General features: G+C 52.9%; 23 protein-coding genes, 1 tRNA gene and 3 pseudogenes. 17 read left to right on the forward strand and 10 right to left on the reverse strand.

The annotated features are described in order from the left end of the window. Positions 1 to 7 precede the first annotated feature (7 nt). Positions 8 to 511: a GAF domain-containing protein gene (locus IUJ45_RS04805; protein ID WP_002241958.1), complete on the reverse strand. Its 504-nt coding sequence runs from the start codon at positions 509 to 511 to the stop codon at positions 8 to 10. A 183-nt stretch (positions 512 to 694) separates the two neighbouring features. Between IUJ45_RS04805 and tpiA the strand changes: the two genes are divergently transcribed. From tpiA to IUJ45_RS04835, 6 genes are all read left to right on the forward strand, one after another. After that, positions 695 to 1,468, forward strand: coding sequence for a triose-phosphate isomerase (tpiA, locus tag IUJ45_RS04810; protein ID WP_002218000.1), 774 nt, complete (start codon positions 695 to 697; stop codon positions 1,466 to 1,468). Positions 1,469 to 1,474: 6 nt separating this feature from the next. Beyond that, the gene (gene secG / locus IUJ45_RS04815; RefSeq protein WP_002214678.1) at positions 1,475 to 1,825 is read left to right on the forward strand and encodes a preprotein translocase subunit SecG; all 351 of its coding nucleotides are present in this window, start codon (positions 1,475 to 1,477) and stop codon (positions 1,823 to 1,825) included. Between the two features lie 13 nt (positions 1,826 to 1,838). After that, positions 1,839 to 1,924 (forward strand) — tRNA-Leu (locus IUJ45_RS04820). A 799-nt stretch (positions 1,925 to 2,723) separates the two neighbouring features. Continuing rightward, entirely contained in the window at positions 2,724 to 3,092 is a 369-nt protein-coding gene (locus IUJ45_RS04825) for a type II toxin-antitoxin system RelE/ParE family toxin (RefSeq protein ID WP_002214681.1), read from the forward strand. Then, on the forward strand, positions 3,089 to 3,400 hold the full coding sequence (locus IUJ45_RS04830) for a helix-turn-helix domain-containing protein (RefSeq protein ID WP_002218002.1): 312 nt from the start codon (positions 3,089 to 3,091) through the stop codon (positions 3,398 to 3,400). The genes IUJ45_RS04825 and IUJ45_RS04830 overlap by 4 nt, the downstream gene beginning before the upstream one ends. A 109-nt stretch (positions 3,401 to 3,509) precedes the next feature. Then, positions 3,510 to 3,710 carry a hypothetical protein gene (locus tag IUJ45_RS04835; protein ID WP_025461143.1) on the forward strand — a complete coding sequence of 67 codons (201 nt, stop codon included), beginning with the start codon at positions 3,510 to 3,512 and terminating at the stop codon, positions 3,708 to 3,710. 71 nt (positions 3,711 to 3,781) lie between these two features. Here IUJ45_RS04835 and IUJ45_RS04840 read toward each other — a convergent pair whose 3' ends face one another. The 5 genes and pseudogenes from IUJ45_RS04840 to leuS all read right to left on the reverse strand — a co-directional run bounded on the left by IUJ45_RS04840 (position 3,782) and on the right by leuS (position 8,748). After that, on the reverse strand, positions 3,782 to 4,711 hold the full coding sequence (locus IUJ45_RS04840; RefSeq protein WP_195182884.1) for a M48 family metallopeptidase: 930 nt from the start codon (positions 4,709 to 4,711) through the stop codon (positions 3,782 to 3,784). 22 nt (positions 4,712 to 4,733) lie between these two features. Next, a pseudogene (locus IUJ45_RS04845) lies at positions 4,734 to 4,844 on the reverse strand (leucyl-tRNA synthetase); the annotation flags it as partial. A 13-nt stretch (positions 4,845 to 4,857) separates the two neighbouring features. Beyond that, positions 4,858 to 5,031 (reverse strand): annotated as a pseudogene (locus IUJ45_RS11065) (restriction endonuclease); the annotation flags it as partial. Further along, positions 4,995 to 5,786, reverse strand: coding sequence for a DpnI domain-containing protein (locus tag IUJ45_RS04850; RefSeq protein ID WP_002246441.1), 792 nt, complete (start codon positions 5,784 to 5,786; stop codon positions 4,995 to 4,997). The pseudogene IUJ45_RS11065 and the gene IUJ45_RS04850, both read right to left, overlap by 37 nt. A 229-nt stretch (positions 5,787 to 6,015) precedes the next feature. Continuing rightward, positions 6,016 to 8,748 carry a leucine--tRNA ligase gene (gene leuS / locus IUJ45_RS04855; RefSeq protein ID WP_082308642.1) on the reverse strand — a complete coding sequence of 911 codons (2,733 nt, stop codon included), beginning with the start codon at positions 8,746 to 8,748 and terminating at the stop codon, positions 6,016 to 6,018. A gap of 269 nt (positions 8,749 to 9,017) precedes the next feature. On the opposite strand from leuS, the gene IUJ45_RS04860 reads away from it, so the two are divergent. The 4 genes and pseudogenes from IUJ45_RS04860 to IUJ45_RS04875 all read left to right on the forward strand — a co-directional run. Further along, on the forward strand, positions 9,018 to 9,533 hold the full coding sequence (locus tag IUJ45_RS04860; RefSeq protein ID WP_002218011.1) for an outer membrane protein assembly factor BamE: 516 nt from the start codon (positions 9,018 to 9,020) through the stop codon (positions 9,531 to 9,533). Positions 9,534 to 9,539: 6 nt separating this feature from the next. Continuing rightward, positions 9,540 to 9,983 (forward strand): hypothetical protein, encoded by a 444-nt coding sequence (locus tag IUJ45_RS04865; protein ID WP_002214700.1) that lies wholly within the window; start codon positions 9,540 to 9,542, stop codon positions 9,981 to 9,983. Positions 9,984 to 10,151: 168 nt separating this feature from the next. Further along, positions 10,152 to 12,209 (forward strand): polyphosphate kinase 1, encoded by a 2,058-nt coding sequence (ppk1, locus tag IUJ45_RS04870; RefSeq protein ID WP_002237136.1) that lies wholly within the window; start codon positions 10,152 to 10,154, stop codon positions 12,207 to 12,209. Between the two features lie 232 nt (positions 12,210 to 12,441). After that, positions 12,442 to 12,996: pseudogene (locus tag IUJ45_RS04875) on the forward strand (IS1595 family transposase); the annotation flags it as partial. Between the two features lie 223 nt (positions 12,997 to 13,219). On the opposite strand, the gene dnaN reads toward IUJ45_RS04875, so the two are convergent. Together dnaN and dnaA are read right to left on the reverse strand one after the other, a co-directional pair. Continuing rightward, positions 13,220 to 14,323 (reverse strand): DNA polymerase III subunit beta, encoded by a 1,104-nt coding sequence (gene dnaN / locus IUJ45_RS04880; protein ID WP_002214704.1) that lies wholly within the window; start codon positions 14,321 to 14,323, stop codon positions 13,220 to 13,222. Between the two features lie 79 nt (positions 14,324 to 14,402). Next, positions 14,403 to 15,959 carry a chromosomal replication initiator protein DnaA gene (gene dnaA, locus IUJ45_RS04885; RefSeq protein WP_002246444.1) on the reverse strand — a complete coding sequence of 519 codons (1,557 nt, stop codon included), beginning with the start codon at positions 15,957 to 15,959 and terminating at the stop codon, positions 14,403 to 14,405. A gap of 287 nt (positions 15,960 to 16,246) precedes the next feature. Here dnaA and rpmH point away from each other — a divergent pair, with 287 nt between their 5' ends. From rpmH to yidC, 4 genes are all read left to right on the forward strand, one after another. Then, positions 16,247 to 16,381 (forward strand): 50S ribosomal protein L34, encoded by a 135-nt coding sequence (gene rpmH, locus IUJ45_RS04890; RefSeq protein WP_002214728.1) that lies wholly within the window; start codon positions 16,247 to 16,249, stop codon positions 16,379 to 16,381. Between the two features lie 2 nt (positions 16,382 to 16,383). After that, positions 16,384 to 16,749: a ribonuclease P protein component gene (rnpA, locus tag IUJ45_RS04895; protein ID WP_002224103.1), complete on the forward strand. Its 366-nt coding sequence runs from the start codon at positions 16,384 to 16,386 to the stop codon at positions 16,747 to 16,749. Between the two features lie 65 nt (positions 16,750 to 16,814). Beyond that, positions 16,815 to 17,036, forward strand: a complete 222-nt coding sequence (gene yidD / locus IUJ45_RS04900) for a membrane protein insertion efficiency factor YidD (RefSeq protein ID WP_002214730.1) — start codon at positions 16,815 to 16,817, stop codon at positions 17,034 to 17,036. 171 nt (positions 17,037 to 17,207) lie between these two features. Then, a complete protein-coding gene (gene yidC, locus IUJ45_RS04905; protein WP_002219851.1) occupies positions 17,208 to 18,845 on the forward strand; it encodes a membrane protein insertase YidC in 1,638 nt (545 codons plus the stop codon). An 80-nt stretch (positions 18,846 to 18,925) separates the two neighbouring features. Here the strand turns inward: yidC and IUJ45_RS04910 are convergent, their stop codons facing one another. Together IUJ45_RS04910 and IUJ45_RS04915 are read right to left on the reverse strand one after the other, a co-directional pair. After that, positions 18,926 to 19,651 carry an SAM-dependent methyltransferase gene (locus IUJ45_RS04910; protein ID WP_002219852.1) on the reverse strand — a complete coding sequence of 242 codons (726 nt, stop codon included), beginning with the start codon at positions 19,649 to 19,651 and terminating at the stop codon, positions 18,926 to 18,928. A gap of 46 nt (positions 19,652 to 19,697) precedes the next feature. Next, entirely contained in the window at positions 19,698 to 20,288 is a 591-nt protein-coding gene (locus tag IUJ45_RS04915; protein ID WP_002246446.1) for a Maf family protein, read from the reverse strand. Between the two features lie 147 nt (positions 20,289 to 20,435). Here IUJ45_RS04915 and IUJ45_RS04920 point away from each other — a divergent pair, with 147 nt between their 5' ends. The 3 genes from IUJ45_RS04920 to IUJ45_RS04930 all read left to right on the forward strand — a co-directional run bounded on the left by IUJ45_RS04920 (position 20,436) and on the right by IUJ45_RS04930 (position 22,007). Continuing rightward, positions 20,436 to 20,939 carry a YceD family protein gene (locus IUJ45_RS04920; RefSeq protein ID WP_002214738.1) on the forward strand — a complete coding sequence of 168 codons (504 nt, stop codon included), beginning with the start codon at positions 20,436 to 20,438 and terminating at the stop codon, positions 20,937 to 20,939. A gap of 33 nt (positions 20,940 to 20,972) precedes the next feature. After that, complete coding sequence (gene rpmF, locus IUJ45_RS04925) at positions 20,973 to 21,152, forward strand: 50S ribosomal protein L32 (RefSeq protein WP_002246447.1); 180 nt, start codon at positions 20,973 to 20,975, stop codon at positions 21,150 to 21,152. 327 nt (positions 21,153 to 21,479) lie between these two features. Next, positions 21,480 to 22,007, forward strand: coding sequence for a phosphoribosyltransferase (locus IUJ45_RS04930; protein ID WP_002219854.1), 528 nt, complete (start codon positions 21,480 to 21,482; stop codon positions 22,005 to 22,007). Positions 22,008 to 22,072: the final 65 nt, after the last annotated feature.

The following is a 22,072-nucleotide window of genomic DNA, read 5'->3' on the forward strand; positions in this document are numbered from 1 at the left end:
CCATCACTCAAGCCGCCTGACGCGAAGCCTCAAACCGCTTCTCCAAAATCTTCGCCAGTTCGCCCAAATACAAAGCATCTGTCTCATCAAACTGCGCCAAATATTCGCTGTCCGCGTCCAACACGCCGATACAGCGGCCGTCTGAAAACAGCGGCACGACAATCTCCGAACGCGACAAAGACGAACAGGCAATATGGTCGGGATGCGCGTCCACATCCCCGACGACCACCGTCCCGCCCTTCGCCCAAGCCTGACCGCACACCCCGCGACCGAACGGAATCCGCGTACACGCCAAAGGACCCTGAAACGGTGCCAAAACCAATTCGTCCGAACGCGTATCGACCAAATAAAAACCCACCCAAAACCAACCGAACGCCTCCTTCAAAACCGCCGCCGTGTTCGCCAAATTCGCCACCCAATCCGTCTCGTCCGCCACCACAGACTCAATCTGCGGCAACACCTCCCGATAAAGCGCGGCCTTGTCCGAAGCCGAAAAATGAAGCGCGTGCATCACATCTCCTATAGTTGCATACATATCAGGCGGCCATTATAAAACAACCTGCCCGAAACAACATTCCAAACCGCCCCCGCAGCCGCCCGCCCCAAGTTGCGAACCCGCCGCATATCCACTAAACTTCACATTGCAACGCGCCACACGCGGCAGACAGAAAAAACACGACACGGAGCAAAAAAGATGTATCACCAAATCGGAATGTGGGATCAAAAATGGGTCATCGGCAACTGGAAAATGAACGGCCGGCTCCAGAACAACAATTCGCTCATGCACCGCTTCCGCATCCTCCCCACCGCCGAACGCGTCCTCATCGGACTCGCCGCCCCGACCGTTTACCTGCTGCAACTGCACAACGCCATGCAAATCGTCTTAAACAACCGCATCCTCACCTGCGCCCAAGACGTGAGCCGCTTCCCCGACAACGGCGCGTACACCGGCGAAGTGTCCGCCGAAATGCTCGCCGACACCGGCACAGACATCGTCCTCATCGGACACTCCGAACGCAGCCTTTATTTCGGCGAAAAAAACGAAATCCAACGCCGCAAAATGGAAAACGTCCTCAACGTCGGACTCATCCCGTTATTGTGCGTCGGCGAAAGCCTCGAAGAGCGCGAAGCCGGCAAAGAACACGAAGTCATCGCCCATCAGCTTTCCATCCTGCAAGGACTGGACACCAAAAACATCGCCGTCGCCTACGAACCCGTCTGGGCGATCGGCACCGGCAAAGTCGCCACCGTCGAACAGATTGCCGATATGCACGCATTCATCTACAAAGAAATCTTGTCTTTGTGCGGAAGCGATGTTAAAATCCGCGTCCTTTACGGCGGAAGTGTGAAAGCGGACAACGCGGCCGACATCTTCGCAGTACCTTATGTGGACGGCGCACTCGTCGGCGGCGCGTCATTGTCGTACGACTCCTTTACCGCCATCATCAGTGCCGCACAAAATGCGTAGAAAAATATGGAAGCCTTCAAAACCCTAATTTGGATTGTTAATATAATTTCCGCTTTGGCCGTCATCGTGTTAGTATTGCTCCAACACGGCAAAGGCGCGGATGCCGGCGCGACTTTCGGATCGGGAAGCGGCAGCGCGCAAGGCGTATTCGGCTCTGCCGGCAACGCTAACTTCCTCAGCCGCTCGACCGCCGTTGCAGCAACATTTTTCTTTGCAACCTGCATGGCTATGGTGTATATTCACACCCACACGACAAAACACGGTTTGGACTTCAGCAACGTACAACAAACTCAGCAAGCACCCAAACCCGTAAGCAATACCGAACCTTCTGCCCCTGTTCCTCAGCAGCAGAAATAACAGTTTTTCAAATGCCGACATGGTGAAATTGGTAGACACGCTATCTTGAGGGGGTAGTGGCCGTAGGCTGTGCGAGTTCAAATCTCGCTGTCGGCACCAACACACAAAACGCTTAGAAATTCTAAGCGTTTTTTTCGTTTAATCCTGCCTGATGCCATCAACCAATCCCAATCAATACAAGGCTTTCAGGCTGATTGTTATCCTGCCGCCCCCCCTTCCTGACCGTACAATCCCGTCCAATCCGCCCTAATTGAACTAACCTGATTTTTTACGGCATCCGAAAATACCGCGAAAAATACGTGAAAATAAAGCTGAACGACCACCAAATCAGGAATGCCAAGCGGGAAATAGCTTGCGGGGAATACTGACGCACCGTAGGGAATGAGGGGGAAACCGTCCAAGATGCAGAGCGGTTTTTTTGGGTTTTTGGAAAAAACCTATACTATAGTGGATTAAATTTAAACTGGTACGGCGTTGCCTCGCCTTGCCGTACCGGTTTAAATTTAATTCACTATAAAATAAGAAAAAGATAAAAAATTGGTAACAAATGCGGTAACAAATGGTAACGAATCGGTAACAACTTTTGGGGTTTTCCGGTTTTTCACCGTCTTGGCAGTGGGAGCGTAGCGGAATGAAAAGCCAAAACGCACGGAACCGCGCCTATTTTGAGCAGGAATGGCGGTTAAACCACTTGGTTATATATGGGGGCATAGGAAGACAGCGAAACGCGCTAAAAACGCAATTTGAGCCATTAAAAGCGATTGATTAAAAAATAATCAGGTTAGCCGCCAGTGTTTCAGGCGGCATAAACGGAGAAATTGCGGGGCATAAAAAAGGCAGCTTGCCGTGTTGTCTGTCTCTGGTATAATTCCAAGTATCACTAATCAACGGCTACACAATGCGGATATTCAAAAACCAATGGATAGTGAAATTTGCCAAGAAGCACAAAATCAACGATTCCGAGCTGCTGGAAGCGGTAGAGCGGGCGGATAACGGGCTGATAGACGCAGATTTAGGCGGCGGTGTGATTAAGCAGCGCATAGCAAGGCAAGGACAAGGCAGAAGCGGCGGCTATCGCAGCCTGATATTGTTCAAACAGGCAGATAGGGCATTTTTCGTTTACGCCTTTGCCAAGAACGACAGGGAAAACATTTCGGATAAAGAACTGGACGTTTACCGAAAAGCCGCCGCATATTATCTGAAATACACGCGGGCAGAGCTGGCGGCTTTGAAAGAAGACGGCATTATCACGGAGATAGAATCATGAAATACAAAAGCGAGGCATTAGCCGCCATTCATGAAATGATGGAAGGGGCTTACAACATCGGCGCAATCGACAAAAAGACTATGCGCGGCTTTGACAAGTCCTGCCTGACCGAAATCAAACCGTTGAGCGGCGGAGACATCAAGGCAATCAGGGAGAAGGAGGCACTATCGCAAGCCGCTTTCGCCATCTATCTCAACGTGGGAAAAAATCACGTTTCGGCTTGGGAGCGGGGCGTTAAAAAGCCGAGCGGCGCGGCGTTGAAGCTGCTGACCATCGTCAAAAACAAGGGCATCGAAGCCATTGCGTAACCGGCTTGGCAAACGGCAAAATCAGCAAGTTCACAATAGACGCGCTGCTGAATATGCCTGACGAAACAGGCAAGACCGCCGAACTGAATATCAGGGCGTAGCCGCACAAATGCCCGACCGCATCAAACCAAGCCGAAACGGCGGCGGTGCAGACGACATAGCCCGACAGCAAGGCACGGCGCAGACGGGCGCGAAACCCGAAACATCCCCGACCGCGAGGCACGGGGATTTTTTTGCGCCCGTTGCAGGGGGATTGGATTTAAGCGGCGCGGGCTTGAAGGCAAAACGGGCGGGGCTCAGAACTGTTTAAATGCCGTCTGAATCTCAAACGATTTCAGACGGCATTTTGAAACAACGGCTCAAATTCTCGACTCCCTTCCCTTAACGCCGACGGTTTTTATTAACGCGCCCCTTATTTCTAACACTGTGCTCATAAACCGGCATAACGGTCGGCAACAACCGTTTTAGATTTTCTATACGGGCATTGTTTGTCGGATGAGTAGAGGTAATAGCATAAATAAAGCCGTTTTGGTCGTTTTCCTGATTCATTTTTTCCCAAACCCTGACAGCGGCTGCCGGATGATAGCCTGCCTGCGCCATCAACATCATTCCCCCCTCATCGGCTTCTTCTTCCAAGCTGCGGCTATAAGGCAAGGTAATGCCGTACATCCCCAAAATATCCATACCCAATCCGACCAATTCCGGATTAGTGTCCGGTTTTTTGTCTAATATAATCTGCGTGCCTATCTGCGCCGCCATATTAGTCAAGATTTTCTGCCCGACCTTATTTTTACCGTGTTCATGCAGGGCATGCGTCATTTCATGCCCCATAATGGCGGCAATTTCGCCATCGGTCAGCTTAAGTTTATCGACTATCCCCGTATAAAACGCCATTTTCCCGCCGGGCATTGCCCACGCGTTCAGCTCATCGTTTTTGAAAACCGTCATTTTCCAGTCAAACTTATGGCCGGTATTATTTGCCGCATCGGCATAAGGCAACATACGTCGAAATACTGCCTGCACCCTACGGGCTGTTTTGGATGTAGTATCGACATTGCCGGCAGACTTGTTCAACTCAACCGTTTTCATATAATCTTCGGCAGCCGCAGCATTCATTGTGGCGGAATCCTGACCGTAAACATCAGCAACGACCGTACAAGCCCCCAATACCGAGATTACTGCCGACAGGCAGAGTATCCGTTTAAAGGAAGGAAGGAAGGAAATTTCATATTTAGGTTTACTCCTTAAAAAATTAAATTTCAAAAAAATGCCGTCTGAATCCAAAACGGATTTCGGACGGCATCTTAACATTGTTTAATGTTTTTAAAAAGATTTACACCACGATGTTTGCCAGTCTGCCCGGTACGGCGATGATTTTCTTGGCAGGCTTGCCGTCTATGAATTTCACCGCGCCTTCAGCGGCGTGTTCGGCAGCTTCTTCAGCCAATTTGTCGAAATCACGCATAAATTGCCAATAATTCTCCGACTTTCTTACGACTACTACCTTTGGCGGCAATATTGCGCTGTACTTCAACTGTTTTCAGAATGACAGAAGAATAAATATCCCTTGTGAATTCAGTATCATGATTTGAAATCAAAACGCCTTGAGAGTCGGACGCAATTTGTCGATTTTTTTGTAAAGTCCGCGACCAATGAATTCGATCGTATTTTGGTCGCGCAGAATTTGCAACTGTTGGCGGATTTTGTCTCTGATATGGTTGTTTTGGGGAAATTGGATGGATAGTTTGTTTTCAAATTCATACATTTGCGACAATGTGAATTCTTCGGGGAGTTGGTCGATACATTTCATAACAGCCAGAAGCCAGCCTTTGCGCTCCGCATTTTGGTTGCGTAAAAACAGGTTGGATTGCCATTTTTTCAGAACGGTTTCGGGTTCGATAATGCGGGAATCGTCTATTAAGAATATTTTTCCGCTTTCAGGCAAAGGGGCGAGATTGATGGAACACATAATATGGTGCGGCCGGTTTTTAATGCCTTTATTTCTGGGAATAATCATATCCGGCGTGATGAAATGTTTGGGTACAAGCACCAATTGCCGTATGGAGTAATCCGCTTTTTTATATGCAAGAAAGAAAAAGTTGGGGTTGGTATCTGACCGGATGCGCTCCAACATGGTGTGATATGCACCGTCAGGCACGCTGTTGCCTATGGTTTTTTGATTTTTACTCTTTAATTCATATTGCTCGTGGCAATTTGGGCAAAAGAGGTCTGCAACAGGTTTGTTATTGGCAAATCTCTGCATCGGCTTGCTTCCGCAACAGGGACAGTAGCCGTTTTTTTCCAGCCAAGCCTCGCTCATTACACGGATTTTATGGGTTGCTTTATTTTGTTGCTTTCCCAATTTGGTATCGAAAAATAAATTCATGTTTTGGATTTTGAGATTTCAGTTTTAGTGGATTAACAAAAATCAGGACAAGGCGACGAAGCCGCAGACAGCAGGGCAAGGCGGGGCAACGTCGTACCGGTTTAAAGTTAATCCACTATATTTGAGGTCTGTAATGCAGACAACTCCATCTGCCTTAAAAAGGCCGTCTGAAACCCTGTTTCCAAGTTTCAGACGGCCTTTATCCGTATGGCTAAACCTTAAAAGCGGCTTAGACGACGATATTCACCAAGCGTCCGGGAACGACGATGATTTTCTTCGCGGGCTTGCCTTCCATGAATTTCACCGCGCCTTCGGTGGCGAGTGCGGCGGCTTCGAGGTCAGCTTTGGAGGCGTCGGCGGCGACGGTGATTTTGCCGCGCAGTTTGCCGTTGACTTGAACCATCACTTCGATTTCGGATTTGACCAAGGCGGCTTCGTCGACTGCCGGCCAGCCAGCTTCCCACAGTTTCGCGCCGTTCAATTCGCTCCACAGGGTTTCGCAGATGTGCGGCACGATGGGCCACAGCAGGCGTACGGCAGCTTCCAATACTTCTTGGGCGACGGTGCGGCCTTGTTCGCTGCCGGTGTCGGTTTTGTCGTATTGGTTGAGCAGTTCCATCACGGCGGCGATGGCAGTGTTGAACTGCTGGCGGCGGCCGTAGTCGTCGCTGACTTTGGCGATGGTGGAATGCAGTTTGTGGCGAAGGTCTTTGAGTTCTTTAGACAAACCGTCTTGGCTGCCTGCGAACGCGTTGACTGCTTCGCCTTGCTTCAAGTATTCGTAAACGGTACGCCACAGGCGGCGCAGGAAGCGGTGCGCGCCTTCGACGCCGCTGTCGCTCCATTCGAGGGACTGTTCGGGCGGTGCGGCGAACATCATGAACAGGCGGGCGGTGTCTGCGCCGTAGGCGTTAATCAGTTCTTGCGGATCGACGCCGTTGTTTTTGGACTTGGACATTTTTTCCGTGCCGCTGATGACGACGGGCAGTCCGTCGACTTTCAGGACGGCGGAAACAGGGCGGCCTTTGTCGTCAAAAGTCAGCTCGACATCGGCGGGGTTGATCCAATCTTTGCCGCCTTTGTCGTTTTCGCGGTAGTAGGTTTCGCAAACGACCATGCCTTGCGTCAGCAGGCGTTCAAACGGTTCGTCAACATTGACCAAACCTTCGTCGCGCATCAGTTTGGTGAAGAAACGCGCGTACAAGAGGTGCAAAATCGCGTGTTCGATGCCGCCGATGTATTGGTCGACCGCGCCCCAGTATTTCGCGGCGGCAGGATCGACCATGCCGTCTGAAAATTTTGGCGACATGTAGCGGAAGAAGTACCAGCTTGATTCCATGAAGGTGTCCATGGTGTCGGTTTCGCGTTTTGCCGCGCCGCCGCAGTATGGGCAGGTGGTTTCGTAAAACTCGGGCATTTTTGCCAGCGGCGAACCCATGCCGTCGGGTACGACGTTTTCAGGCAAAACGACCGGCAATTGGTCGGCAGGGACGGGTACGTCGCCGCATTGTTCGCAATGGACGATGGGAATCGGGCAGCCCCAGTAGCGTTGGCGCGAAATGCCCCAGTCGCGCAGGCGGTATTGGGTTTTCGGTTCGCCAGCTCCGATAGCTTGTAATTTAGCGGCGACAGCATCAAATGCTGTCTGATAATTCATGCCGTCCAGTTCACCTGAGTTGATTAAGACCATGAAGTCATCTTTGACTCCATACCATGCTTGCCATTTATTAGGCATAAACGGCAAATCTCTTGAATCGGAACCACTACCATCACCATAACCAGCACCACATCCGGAACCGCCACCAAAACCCATAGCTTCTTCTTGCTCTGGCGAAAGTCCGATTGTTACGCGTTGTAAGACCTGTTTTTTCGGCAGGCTGTATTTGGCGGCGAACTCGAAATCGCGTTCGTCGTGCGCCGGAACCGCCATTACCGCGCCGTCGCCGTAGCCCCACAATACATAGTTGGCAATCCACACTTCCAGCTTGTCGCCGTTGAGCGGGTTGACGACGTAGCGGCCGGTCGGCACGCCTTTTTTCTCCATCGTCGCCATATCAGCTTCGGCAACCGAACCGGCTTTGCATTCGGCAATAAATGCCTGCAATTCGGGTTTGTCGGCGGCTGCGGCGGTTGCCAGCGGATGCTCGGCGGCAACGGCAACATAAGTCGCGCCCATCAGCGTGTCGGGACGGGTGGTATAAACTTGCAGGAATTTCGCGTAATCGCCTTCCAAGCCTTGTTTGCTGTCGTCTGAAACGGCGAAGCGCACGGTCATACCGCGAGATTTACCGATCCAGTTGCGCTGCATGGTTTTGACTTGTTCCGGCCAGTGTTCCAGCTTGTCCAAGTCGTTGAGCAGTTCTTCGGCGTAATCCGTGATTTTGAAGTAATACATCGGGATTTCGCGTTTTTCGATCAATGCGCCGGAACGCCAGCCGCGTCCGTCGATAACTTGCTCGTTGGCAAGGACGGTTTGGTCGACCGGGTCCCAGTTTACCGTGCCGTTTTTGCGATAGACGATGCCTTTTTCAAACAGCTTGGTAAACAGCCATTGTTCCCAGCGGTAGTATTCGGGTTTGCAGGTTGCGGTTTCGCGCGCCCAGTCAATCGCAAAACCCAGGCTTTTGAGCTGGGTTTTCATGTATTCGATGTTATCGTACGTCCAAGCGGCAGGGGCGACGTTGTTTTTCATCGCCGCGTTTTCCGCCGGCATGCCGAACGCGTCCCAACCCATAGGCTGCATGACGTTGAAGCCGTTTAAAAGTTTGAAGCGGCTCAATACATCGCCGATGGTGTAGTTGCGCACATGCCCCATATGCAGCTTGCCGCTGGGATAGGGGAACATGGAGAGGCAATAATATTTGGGTTTGGAAGCGTCTTCGGAGACGTTGAAAATACGGGCGTCGTCCCATTTTTTCTGCGCCGCAGGCTCGATGGCGGCGGGTTGATATTGTTCTTGCATAGTCATTCTGTTTTCGCTTAAAAACGTTGGAAAAATAAAGTCGGCATCAATTATAACAGGTTGCCGGAAGCGGCGAATCGGCAGATTGCCGGCAGGATGCGTAAATTCGCACGCGCATTATTCCGTATGCCGTACAAATACACCGCGTTTATTGATACGCACGTTTTTTATGCTAATATTACAAACCAAAATCAAATGTTTAAAACTCTCCTGATGCGGCTCTTCCGAACAAAAGGCAGACGGGCATCGGGTAAAAGAGGATTCTGCATATGAAAATCAAACAAATCGTCAAACCGGGCTTGGCAGTATTGGCGGCGGGCGTTCTGTCTGCCTGCGCAACCAAAAGCAACGTCAAAGCCGACGGCACGACCGACAATCCGGTTTTCCCGAAACCCTATTCCGTAACGCTCGACAACAAGCGCGGCACATTCCCGACTTATGACGAACTGGATCAGATGCGCCCCGGCCTGACCAAAGACGACATCTACAAAATCCTGGGCCGCCCGCATTACGACGAAGGTATGTACGGCGTGCGCGAATGGGATTACCTGTTCCACTTCCATACCCCGGGCGTAGGTATCGACCCTGAAAACACTTCCGGCGTAGAAGATGTTACTACCTGCCAATACAAAGTGATTTTCGATAAAGACAAATTTGCCCGCAGCTTCTACTGGAACCCCGTCTTCCCGAAAGATGCCGCCTGTCCGCCGCCCGCACCCAAAGCCGAGCCGCAAGTCATCATCCGCGAAATCGTGCCGGCAAAACCGAAACGTATCCGCCAATAATCCGACATGCCGTTCCGCCTGTTTTTAGGGATATTATGCGGCCTGTCAATGGTTGCCCCCGTATATGCACAGGGGCAACCGGATGCGGTCAACGCTTATATTCAAAAGAAAAAAGTCATCGTAAACACATCCAAAGCGGAACTCTGTTTTGCCGATGACAGGCAGTGCCACCCCGTCCTCATCGGTGTTGCCACGCCCAAGGGGACGTTCGGGCTGACGCTGAACAGTACCGACAAGCCTGGATACGGCGGCGAAGTCATCGGTTTCAAGCAGGAGGGTGATTTTCTTTTCGCCCTGCACCGCGTTTGGAATCAGATACCGTCGGAAAGGCGGAACGAACGCATCGCCTCCCCGTCCGTGTCCGACAGGATTATGACCAACGGCTGCATCAACGTCAGCGATGCGGTGTACGAAAAACTGCGTCATTATTTTGTGTTGGAAGTGATTTGAAACAGACGGATACCGCACGCGCCGGTATCTGTTTTCACATTGCCCCGATGCCTGAAACAGGCTGTCCGCCACGTCATGCCGTCTGAAACCGGCGCAGATGCCGCCAAGCCTTCAGACGGCATTGCCTGCCCGCTCCGACCGAACAACAACCATCTTTGGGAGAACCTTATGCCCGAACAAAACCGCATCCTCTGCCGCGAACTAAGCCTGCTGGCATTCAACCGCCGCGTGTTGGCACAGGCGGAAGACAAAAACGTCCCCCTTTTGGAACGCCTGCGCTTCCTGTGCATCGTGTCGTCCAATCTTGACGAGTTTTTCGAAGTCCGCATGGCGTGGCTCAAGCGTGAAAACAAGCTGCACCCCCGGCGCAGGCTGGACAACGGCAAAATGCCGTCTGAAACCATCGCCGACGTTACCGAAGCGGCGCGCTCCCTGATACGGCACCAGTACGACCTGTTCAACAACGTCCTTCAGCCCGAGTTGGCGCGGGAAAGCATCCATTTTTACCGCCGCCGCAACTGGACGGGCGCGCAGAAAAAATGGATCGAAGACTATTTCGACCGCGAACTGCTGCCGATCCTGACCCCCATCGGACTCGACCCGTCCCACCCCTTCCCGCGACCGCTGAACAAATCGCTCAACTTCGCCGTCGAACTCGACGGCACGGACGCATTCGGCAGGCCTTCGGGGATGGCGATTGTGCAGGCACCGCGCATCCTGCCGCGCGTCGTTCCCCTGCCGTCCGAACTGTGTGGCGGCGGACACGGCTTCGTCTTCCTGTCGTCCATCCTCCACGCCCACGTCGGCAAACTCTTCCCGGGCATGAACGTCAAAGGCTGCCACCAGTTCCGCCTGACGCGCGACAGCGACTTGACCGTTGACGAAGAAGACCTGCAAAACCTCCGCGCCGCCATCCAAAACGAACTGCACGACCGCGAATACGGCGACGGCGTGCGGCTCGAAGTCGCCGACACCTGTCCCGCCTACATCCGCGACTTTCTGCTCGCGCAATTCAAACTGACCGCCGCCGAACTCTATCAGGTCAAAGGCCCGGTCAACCTCGTGCGCCTCAACGCCGTCCCCGACCTAGTCAACCGCCCCGATTTGAAATTTCCCACACACACGCCGGGCAGACTGAAAGCCTTGGGCAAAACCGCGTCCATATTCGATTTGGTGCGCCAATCGCCCATCCTGCTGCACCACCCCTACCAATCGTTCGACCCCGTTGTCGAAATGATGCGCGAAGCTGCCGCCGACCCCGACGTGCTTGCCGTCAAAATGACGATTTACCGCACCGGCACGCGTTCCGAACTCGTCCGCGCCCTGATGAAGGCGGCACTCGCCGGCAAACAAGTAACCGTCGTCGTCGAACTGATGGCGCGTTTTGACGAAGCCAACAACGTCAACTGGGCGAAGCAGCTCGAAGAGGCGGGCGCGCACGTCGTGTACGGCGTGTTCGGCTACAAAGTCCACGCCAAAATGGCACTGGTCATCCGCCGCGAAGACGGCGTACTCAAGCGTTACGCCCACCTCGGCACGGGTAACTACCACCAAGGCACATCGCGCATCTACACCGACTTCGGCATCATTACCGCCGACGAACAAATCACCGCCGATGTGAACACATTGTTTATGGAAATCACAGGCTTGGGCAAACCCGGGCGGCTGAACAAACTCTACCAAAGCCCGTTTACCCTGCACAAAATGGTTATCGACCGCATCGCACGCGAAACCGAACACGCAAAAGCCGGCAAACCGGCGCGGATTACCGCCAAGATGAATTCGCTCATCGAACCGACCGTCATCGAAGCCCTGTATCGGGCAAGCGCGGCAGGCGTACAAATCGATTTGATTGTGCGCGGTATGTGCACCTTGCGCCCGGGTGTAAAAGGCTTGTCCGAAAACATCCGCGTCCGCTCCATCATCGGCAGGCAGCTCGAACACGCGCGCGTGTATTGCTTCCACAACAACGGCGCGGACGATACCTTTATCTCCAGCGCGGATTGGATGGGGCGCAACTTCTTCCGCCGCATCGAAACCGCCGCGCCGATTACCGCGCCCGAACTCAAAAAACGCGTCATCCGCGAAGGTTTGGAAATGGCATTGGCAGACAATACGCACGCGTGGCTGATGCAGCCCGACGGCGGCTATATCCGCGCCGCGCCCGCCGAGGGCGAATCCGAAGCCGACCTGCAAAACGATTTGTGGACACTGCTCGGAGGCTGACCCGCACCGCCCCAATCAAAAACCATGCCGTCTGAAACCTTTCCGTTTCAGACGGCATAGTTTTACAGCAATCTAAACAGGGCGGACCGGAGTCAAAAACACACCTTCGCCATTCCTGCACAAGCACTTCCCCTATACGCTCCCAACCCCAAGCCGCCGCATTCCAGACGGCATTATAGTGGATTAAATTTTAGGGGCTGTACTAGATTAGCAGATATGTTACCCTGGGAATATGAAGATAACACACTGCAAATTAAAGAAAAAAGTACAGAAAGAACTGATCCGTTTTTTTGTACTCGAAGTTACCGCCCGTTCTGCCGCCGATATTTTGGGTATCCATCCCAATTCGGCAGTACTGTTCTACCGTAAAATCCGCACGGTTATCAACCATCATTTGGCCTTGGCTGCCGATGAGGTTTTTGAGGGCCCTGTCGAGCCGGACGAAAGCGATTTCGGCGGACGGCGTAAAGGCAGACGTGGTCGCGGTGCGGCAGGAAAAGTGGTTGTCTTCGGCATTCTGAAACGCAACGGACGGGTCTATACCGTTGTCGTAAACAATGCCAAGTCTGAAACGTTACTCCCTGTCATCAAGAAGAAAATCATGCCGGACAGCATTGTTTATACCGATAGTCTGAGCAGCGGCGACAAGTTGGACGTGAGCGGTTTTATCCATTACCGCATCAACCATTCCAAGGAATTTGCAGACCGTCAGAACCACATTAACGGCATTGAGAATTTTTGGAATCAGGCAAAACGCGTCTTGCGAAAATATAGTGGATTAACAAAAATCAGGACAAGGCGACGAAGCCGCAGACAGTACAAATAGTACGAAACCGATTCACTTGGTGCTTCAGCACCTTAGAGAATCGTTCTCTTTGAGCTAAGGCGAGGCAACGCCGTACTGGTTTTTGTTAATCCACTATACCTTTCCGACAGCCGAACAAAACCCCGAATCCGTCTGCACGGTTCGGGGCATATCTCCAATACGGGCATCGTGCTCCGGAAAACCGTCAAATTCGCATCGGCATCACGATATATTTGAAATTCGGATTGTTCGGCACGGTAAACAGCGTCGAGCGGTTGGCATCGCCGAAGGCAAGCTGCATATCGTCGGAATGGATGTTGCGCAACACGTCCATCAGATAGCCGATATTGAAACCGACTTCGAGTTCGCCGCCCTGATAGGCAATCTCGATTTCTTCGCGCGCTTCTTCCTGCTCGTTGTTGCTGCACACGACGCTCAACAGGCCGGATTGCAGGAACAGGCGCGCGCCACGGAATTTTTCGTTGGCAAGAATGGACACACGTTCCAGCGCGCCCAAAAGTTCGGCACGGGACAAAACGAAAATCTTGTCGTTGTCCAAAGGAATCACGCGGTTGAAATCGGGGAATTTGCCGTCGATGACCTTGCTGACGATGGTCGTGCCGTTGCATTGGAAACGCACCTGTTTGTCCAGCAGCTCGATTTGAATCGGATCGTCGGGGTTGTTCAACAGTTTGAACAGTTCCAGCACCGTTTTGCGCGGCAAAATCACTTCGGCGCGCGGCAAATCCGCATCAATCGCGCAGGCTGCATAGGCAAGGCGGTGTCCGTCGGTCGCCACAAGGCGCAACTGGCTGCCCTCAACCTGCATCAGCAGACCGTTGAGATAATAGCGGATGTCCTGCACCGCCATGCTGTACTGCACTTGCGACAGCATGGTTTTGAAACGCTCCTGCTCCAGCGAGAAAGTCGCGCTGATGTCCTCGCCGACATTCATCATCGGAAAATCGGCGGCAGGCAGGGTCTGCAGGGCAAAACGCGATTTGCCCGCCTTCAGCGTCAGACGGCTGTCGTCCCAATCCAGCGACACCAGCGCACCGGCAGGCAGTGCCCGTAAAATGTCCTGAAATTTCTTGGCATTGGTGGTGATGCGGAAGTCGTCCGCGCCGCCCTCGGGACCCGCAGTGTCGATTTGGATTTCCAAATCGGTTGCCAAGAGTTTGGTCTGACCGCCTTTTCCCTCAATCAGGACGTTGGACAGGATGGGCAGGGTATGGCGGCGTTCGACGATGCCGGTAACGGCTTGCAGCGGCTTGAGCAGGCTGTCGCGTTCGGCTTGTAAAATCAACATTTTCGCTCCTTAAATCGGTTGGATTTTTTACCCTTCGGACGGCATGGGCAATATCATGCCGTCTGAAAGGCGCGTTCGGTCAGTTTTGAATCAGAATCAGCAGTTTCTCGTAATCCTGCGCCAACTCGGGGTCTTCCTCGCGCAGTTTCGCCACTGCCCTGATGCCGTGCATAACGGTCGTATGGTCGCGTCCGCCAAACGAATCGCCGATAGACGGCAGGCTCAAAGTGGTCAGTTCTTTGGTCAGGCTCATGGCAACCTGACGCGGACGGGCAATGTTGCGCGTGCGTTTTTTGCCGAGTACGTCGCTGATTTTGATGCGGTAATATTTCGCCACCGCATCGATGATGATATCGGCGGTGATGACTTTGTGCTTCTCGGCAATAATGTCCTGCAAAGCGGTACGCGCCAAATCGATGTCGATGACGGGACGGTTCATAAAGCGGCTGCTCGCTCCGACACGATTAAACGCGCCTTCAAGCTCGCGCACGTTGGAACGGATCAGATTGGCAATGAACAGCGCGGCTTCGTCTTCGATACTGATGCCCGCCGCTTCCGCCTTTTTCTGCAAAATGGCGATGCGCATTTCCAATTCGGGCGGCTCGAGTTCCAAAGTCAGTCCCCATGAAAAACGGGATTTGAGGCGGTCGTCCATGCCTTCGATTTTCGCAGGCAACACATCGCAAGTGAGGATGAGCTGTTTTTTCTCGTTGTGGAAATGGTTGTACAGATAGAAAAACTCTTCCATCGTACGGTCTTTTCCTTTAATAAACTGAATATCGTCGATAATCAGCAGGTCGTATTGCTTGTATTGCTGCTTGAATACGTCATAGGTATTGTTGCGAACCGCCTTCATAAAGCTGCGGATGTAGTCGTCCGAATGCATATAGCGCACTTTGGCATCGGGACGGTTTTTCAACAGTTCGTTGCCGACCGCCTGCACAAGGTGGGTTTTACCCAAACCCGTACTGCCATAGAGGAAGAACGGGTTGTAACTCTGTCCCGGGCTTTCCGCAATCGCCTGCGCCGCAGCCGCCGCAAGGCGGTTTCCCTTGCCTTCGACCAATGTGTCGAACGTATAGTCCGGCGACAGATTGGTCTGCTCGTAACGCGCCTCTTCCGCATCGCGCTGCGCGTCCGTCCGTGCTTTGGCAACTGCCGCCGATTCCGGCCGGGAAGCAGACCCGGCAGCCTGACGCGGCTCGTGCGGCAGGTTTCTCATACGTTCTGCCAAAATATCCGCCGCCGTTTTCGACGCAGCGGGTTTGACAGGCTCTTCAGACGGCAGCTCGTCCAACAGAACCTCCTGCACAGGCATCTCCTCCGACCCCGCGTGCAAGGACGGCTCGGCAGGTTCGACAGCACCTTCAACCGCCGCCATCTCATAACACACGCCTTCTCCCGGTTTGAATACGAAGGCGGAACGGCCGGCAGCCAACTCTTCCCTCACCGCTTCTATTTTTCCGGCAAACTGGCTCTTGAGCATATTGCAGGCAAACTGGTTCTTGCCGTACACCACCCATACGCCCCCCTCCTCACCGACGGTAAGGGGCGCAATCCATTGCGCAAACTGCCCGTGAGGCAACATATCGTGAAGACGGCGGAGGCACAGCGGCCAAAACTCTGCTAATGTCATGGATAGGCTCGAATCGGTAAAAATGAAATCGAAAACAAAGAAAATATAATATTTTCAAAAAGAAAACAAATCTGTTGAACGCGCGTCGGTTCAAAACGCGACTGCCCGATTATACCGACTCACGAATATTTTATCCACAACCCGTGCAAAAATTTATCCACAGAAAGGCGGCAGAAATCCGCAGGCAATCGGGCAATCCTCCTGCAAAGTTTCTATATTGATTGACAAAAGCGGCAAATTGGAGTGTAATTCACGGTTTATCTATCTACCGATTTTTAGGAAACATCATGAAACGCACTTATCAACCTTCCGTTACCAAACGCAAACGCACCCACGGCTTCCTCGTGCGCTCCAAAACGCGCGGCGGACGCGCAGTATTGGCCGCACGGCGCGCCAAAGGCCGCAAACGCCTGGCGGTGTAATTTTGGACTACCGCTTCGGAAGGCAGTACCGCTTGTTGAAAACGGATGATTTTTCATCCGTTTTTGCATTCAGAAACCGCCGCAGCCGCGACCTGCTGCAAGTTTCGCGTTCAAACGGCAACGGGCTGGATCATCCCCGCATCGGTCTGGTGGTCGGCAAAAAAACCGCCAAACGCGCCAACGAACGAAATTATATGAAGCGCGTCATCCGCGACTGGTTCAGATTGAACAAAAACCGGCTGCCGCCGCAGGATTTCGTCGTGCGCGTCCGCCGTAAATTCGACAGGGCTACCGCAAAACAGGCAAGGGCGGAACTGGCACAACTCATGTTCGGCAACCCCGCAACCGGATGCAGGAAACAGGCATGATCAGAACGGTACTCTGCAGGCAAGGTTCAGACGGCAACGGGTTTCCCATACTAAGGAACATCCCGATGAACTTCCTATTGTCCAAACTCCTGCTGGGACTGATACGGTTCTACCAATATTGCATCAGCCCGCTGATTCCGCCGCGCTGCCGTTATACGCCGACCTGTTCGCAATACGCGGTCGAAGCGGTCAAAAAATACGGCGCATTCAAAGGCGGCCGGCTCGCCATCAAGCGCATTGCACGCTGCCACCCTTTCGGCGGACACGGACACGACCCCGTTCCCTGACCCGACGCAATATTCAAATTGCACGCTTTCCTTTTATTTCCCATCGGTTTCTATATAATGCCGTCTGAACTTTCGGGCTGGCGGCACGACCGTCGGGTATGAAGCCCGCCCTTATTCCCCGTCTATCGGAACACGCAACCTGCGGCATTTCCGACCATTCAGGAAACTCTTATGGATTTTAAAAGACTCACGGCGTTTTTCGCCATCGCACTGGTGATTATGATCGGATGGGAAAAGATGTTCCCCACTCCGAAGCCCGTCCCCGCGCCCCAACAGACGGCACAACAACAGGCCGTAACCGCTTCCGCCGAAGCCGCGCTCGCGCCCGCAACGCCGATTACCGTAACGACCGACACGGTTCAAGCCGTCATTGATGAAAAAAGCGGCGACCTGCGCCGGCTGACCCTGCTCAAATACAAAGCAACCGGCGACGAAAATAAACCGTTCATCCTGTTTGGCGACGGCAAAGAATACACCTACGTCGCCCAATCCGAACTTTTGGACGCGCAGGGCAACAACATTCTAAAAGGCATCGGCTTTAGCGCACCGAAAAAACAGTACAGCTTGGAAGGCGACAAAGTTGAAGTCCGCCTGAGCGCACCTGAAACACGCGGTCTGAAAATCGACAAAGTTTATACTTTCACCAAAGGCAGCTATCTGGTCAACGTCCGCTTCGACATCGCCAACGGCAGCGGTCAAACCGCCAACCTGAGCGCGGACTACCGCATCGTCCGCGACCACAGCGAACCCGAGGGTCAAGGCTACTTTACCCACTCTTACGTCGGCCCTGTTGTTTATACCCCTGAAGGCAACTTCCAAAAAGTCAGCTTCTCCGACTTGGACGACGATGCCAAATCCGGCAAATCCGAGGCCGAATACATCCGCAAAACCCCGACCGGCTGGCTCGGCATGATTGAACACCACTTCATGTCCACCTGGATCCTCCAACCCAAAGGCGGACAAAGCGTTTGCGCCGCTGGCGACTGCCGTATCGACATCAAACGCCGCAACGACAAGCTGTACAGCACCAGCGTCAGCGTGCCTTTAGCCGCTATCCAAAACGGTGCGAAATCCGAAGCCTCCATCAACCTCTACGCCGGCCCACAGACCACATCCGTTATCGCAAACATCGCCGACAACCTGCAACTGGCCAAAGACTACGGCAAAGTACACTGGTTCGCCTCCCCCCTCTTTTGGCTTTTGAACCAACTGCACAACATCATCGGCAACTGGGGCTGGGCGATTATCGTTTTAACCATCATCGTCAAAGCCGTACTGTATCCATTGACCAACGCCTCTTACCGTTCGATGGCGAAAATGCGTGCCGCCGCGCCCAAACTGCAAGCCATCAAAGAGAAATACGGCGACGACCGTATGGCGCAGCAACAAGCCATGATGCAGCTTTACACAGACGAGAAAATCAACCCGCTGGGCGGCTGCCTGCCTATGCTGTTGCAAATCCCCGTCTTCATCGGATTGTATTGGGCATTGTTCGCCTCCGTAGAATTGCGCCAGGCACCTTGGCTGGGTTGGATTACCGACCTCAGCCGCGCCGACCCCTACTACATCCTGCCCATCATTATGGCGGCAACGATGTTCGCCCAAACCTATCTGAACCCGCCGCCGACCGACCCGATGCAGGCGAAAATGATGAAAATCATGCCTTTGGTTTTCTCCGTCATGTTCTTCTTCTTCCCTGCCGGTCTGGTATTGTACTGGGTGGTCAACAACCTCCTGACCATCGCCCAGCAATGGCACATCAACCGCAGCATCGAAAAACAACGCGCCCAAGGCGAAGTCGTTTCCTAAATGCCGCAGCATGAAAAATGCCGTCTGAAACCTGTTCAGACGGCATTTTTATTGTTCACCCCCTATCGGGGCGGAAATCTTCAACCTGCATACATCACAAAAATCGTCGGGCGTTTTTTCAGATTGGGCATTTCTTTTCTTTTTCGCCACTGCACAACCGTCTGGCTGATGATTTCCTGAGTCGGCAACGTCAAATCCGTAGCCGTACACAAACGCGTTTCAGAATGCAGGTTTTCCACCGCATCCGCCAACAACACATCGTTGCGATACGGCGTTTCGATAAACAGCTGCGTTTCATTCTGCTGGCGCGAACGTTGCTCCAAAGCCTTCAAACTCTGAATCCGCTCGTTTTTTTCAGACGGCAGATAACCCTTAAACGCAAAACTCTGCCCGTTCGCACCCGAAGCCATCAAAGCCAGCAGCAGGCTGGAAGGCCCGACCAGCGGACGCACTTCAAAACCGTGTTTATGCGCCAAAGCCACCAGATTCGCACCCGGATCGGCAACAGCCGGGCAACCCGCCTCGCTGACAATGCCCATACTGCGCCCTTCTTGCAAAGGTTTCAGCAATTCCAGCAAAGTCTTCAAATCCGTGTGTTCGTTCAGCGTTTGCAAATTCAGTTCGCGGATAGGCATTGTCACGCCCAAATGTTTCAAATGCGCGCGCGCCGTTTTTTCCGCTTCCACGACAAAATCCGTCAGCCCGACAATCGCCTGTTGTTCATGCGGCAACAGGCACGGCGTATCGGGCGTACCCAAAGGCGTAGGAATCAAATACAAAACAGGAGACATCATTCCCTCACTCATCGGTTAAAAATGCCGTCTGAACCCTTCAGACGGCATAAACGGGCAGTTACAAAACATCCACGCCCTCATTTTTCAAAAAATCGACCAGACGGAAAACCGGCAAACCGATTAAAGCATTCGGATCGGTACTCTCAATCCGTTCGATCAACAATGCACCCAAAGCCTCGCTCTTCAACGCACACGAGCAATAAACCGCATCAGGCTCGCGCTCCAAATAGCGGAGGATGTGCAGCTCGTCCAACTTCCTCATCACGACCACCGTCTTATCGATATGCCGCTGCATCCTGCCCGTAACCGTATTTAGCAGAACGACCGCGCTGTAAAACTCAATCTCCCTGCCGCTCAAATGCATCAGCATCTTTTGCGCGTTGGCAAGGTTCATCGGCTTGCCCCACTGCCTGCCGTCGCACCACGCCACCTGGTCCGCACCGACAATCAACGCCTCGGGGAAACGTCCGGCCAACGACCTCGCCTTACCCTCGGCAAGGCGCAATGCCGTCTGAGGGGCGGATTCCCCCAACATCGGCGTTTCGTCAAAATCGGGGGACGCCGCCTGAAAGGCAATGCCGAGCCTTTCCATCTGTTCGCGGCGGAAAACCGAACTCGTACCCAAAATCAAAGGCAGTTCCAAACCCATCCCATCCTCCTTACCGTTGAAAACACGCCCGAAGGGGCAGTAAAATCCAGCCATGCGCCGAAACACGGATACCCGCCTTCGGCGTACCGCAACATTTTTCTTAAAAATATTGACGTTAGAACATCTAAATTATATCATATCCCGTTTATGTCAGACCCTAATTTGATTGACCCGGAAATTTTTGCCGCCGAAGGGCAGAACCTGCAAGGCAGTTTTCTGCTGGAAGAATTGGATGAACGCGTCAGTTCGCACGATTATCCCGCCGACAGGCAGACCAAAATATCGTTTACACTGACCGGCGGTCGCGACCGGCTGCAACGCCTGTTCCTCGACCTGAACGTCAAAGCCGATATGCCCCTGATTTGCCAGAGATGTATCAAACCCATGCCGTTCATGCTTGATGAAAGCAGCCGTATCGTCCTGTTTTCCAACGAAGAGTCCTTGGACGAATCCATGCTTGCCGACGAAGAACTCGAAGGCATACTGATTGAAAAAGAACTCGACGTGCGCACATTGGTAGAAGACCAAATCCTGATGTCCCTGCCCTTTTCGCCGCGACACGAAGACTGCGGCGACAATGGGACACTGGAAGAAGTCAATCGGGACAAACCCAACCCCTTTGCTGTTTTGGCAGGTTTGAAAAGCAATTGATTAGGACACAGTTTATTTATCTAGGAGCTTGAAATGGCCGTTCAACAAAACAAAAAATCCCCTTCCAAACGCGGTATGCACCGTTCGCACGACGCGCTGACCGCGCCTGCACTGTCTGTCGACAGCACAACCGGCGAAGTACACCGCCCGCACCACATCTCCCCCAACGGTATGTACCGCGGCCGCAAAGTGGTCAAAGTCAAAGGCGAATAATCCCTATTCGACTGACTGAAAAAGCCAGAACATTGCCATGCAATTACTGGCTTTTTTTGCATTGGACGCACCATCCGTCCAAACTTTCGCCATACGTCAACACACAGGGGCAAAGCGTTCCGTATAATACCCCGTGAAAATATAGTGGATTAACAAAAATCAGGACAAGGCGACGAAGCCGCAGACAGTACAAATAGTACGGAACCGATTCACTTGGTGCTTCAGCACCTTAGAGAATCGTTCTCTTTGAGCTAAGGCGAGGCAACGCCGTACTGGTTTTTGTTAATCCACTATATTCCAAAAGCCCCAACCACCAAGGAAATTCCGATGAAACAGAAAATCTGGTACACCTACGATGACATCCACCGCGTCATCAAAGCATTGGCAGAAAAAATCCGGAACGCCGACATCAAATACGATGCCATGATTGCCATCGGCGGCGGCGGCTTTATTCCGGCACGTATGCTGCGCTGTTTTCTGGAAATTCCGATTTATGCCGTAACCACCGCCTATTACGACAGCGACAACGAAGGACAGGTTACAGAAGAAGTCAAAAAAGTCCAATGGCTCGACCCCGTTCCCGAAGCCCTGCGAGGCAAAAACGTCCTTGTTGTCGATGAAGTGGACGACAGCCGCGTAACCATGGAATTTTGCCTGACAGAGCTGCTTAAAGAAGACTTCGGCACCATCGGCGTCGCCGTACTGCACGAAAAAATCAAAGCCAAAGCAGGTAAAATCCCCGAAGGCATTCCCTATTTCAGCGGCATCACCGTAGAAGACTGGTGGATCAACTATCCATGGGACGCACTCGACATCGACGAACACAACCGCCTTGCCGAGGCCGGCCGAGGCTGACCCTTTCAGACGGCATATTTTCCGAACCGATGCCGTCTGAAGCCCGCACGACCCCTGCCGCAGAC

This window comes from Neisseria meningitidis, from assembly GCF_022869645.1.
GTDB classification, from domain to species: Bacteria; Pseudomonadota; Gammaproteobacteria; order Burkholderiales; family Neisseriaceae; genus Neisseria; species Neisseria meningitidis.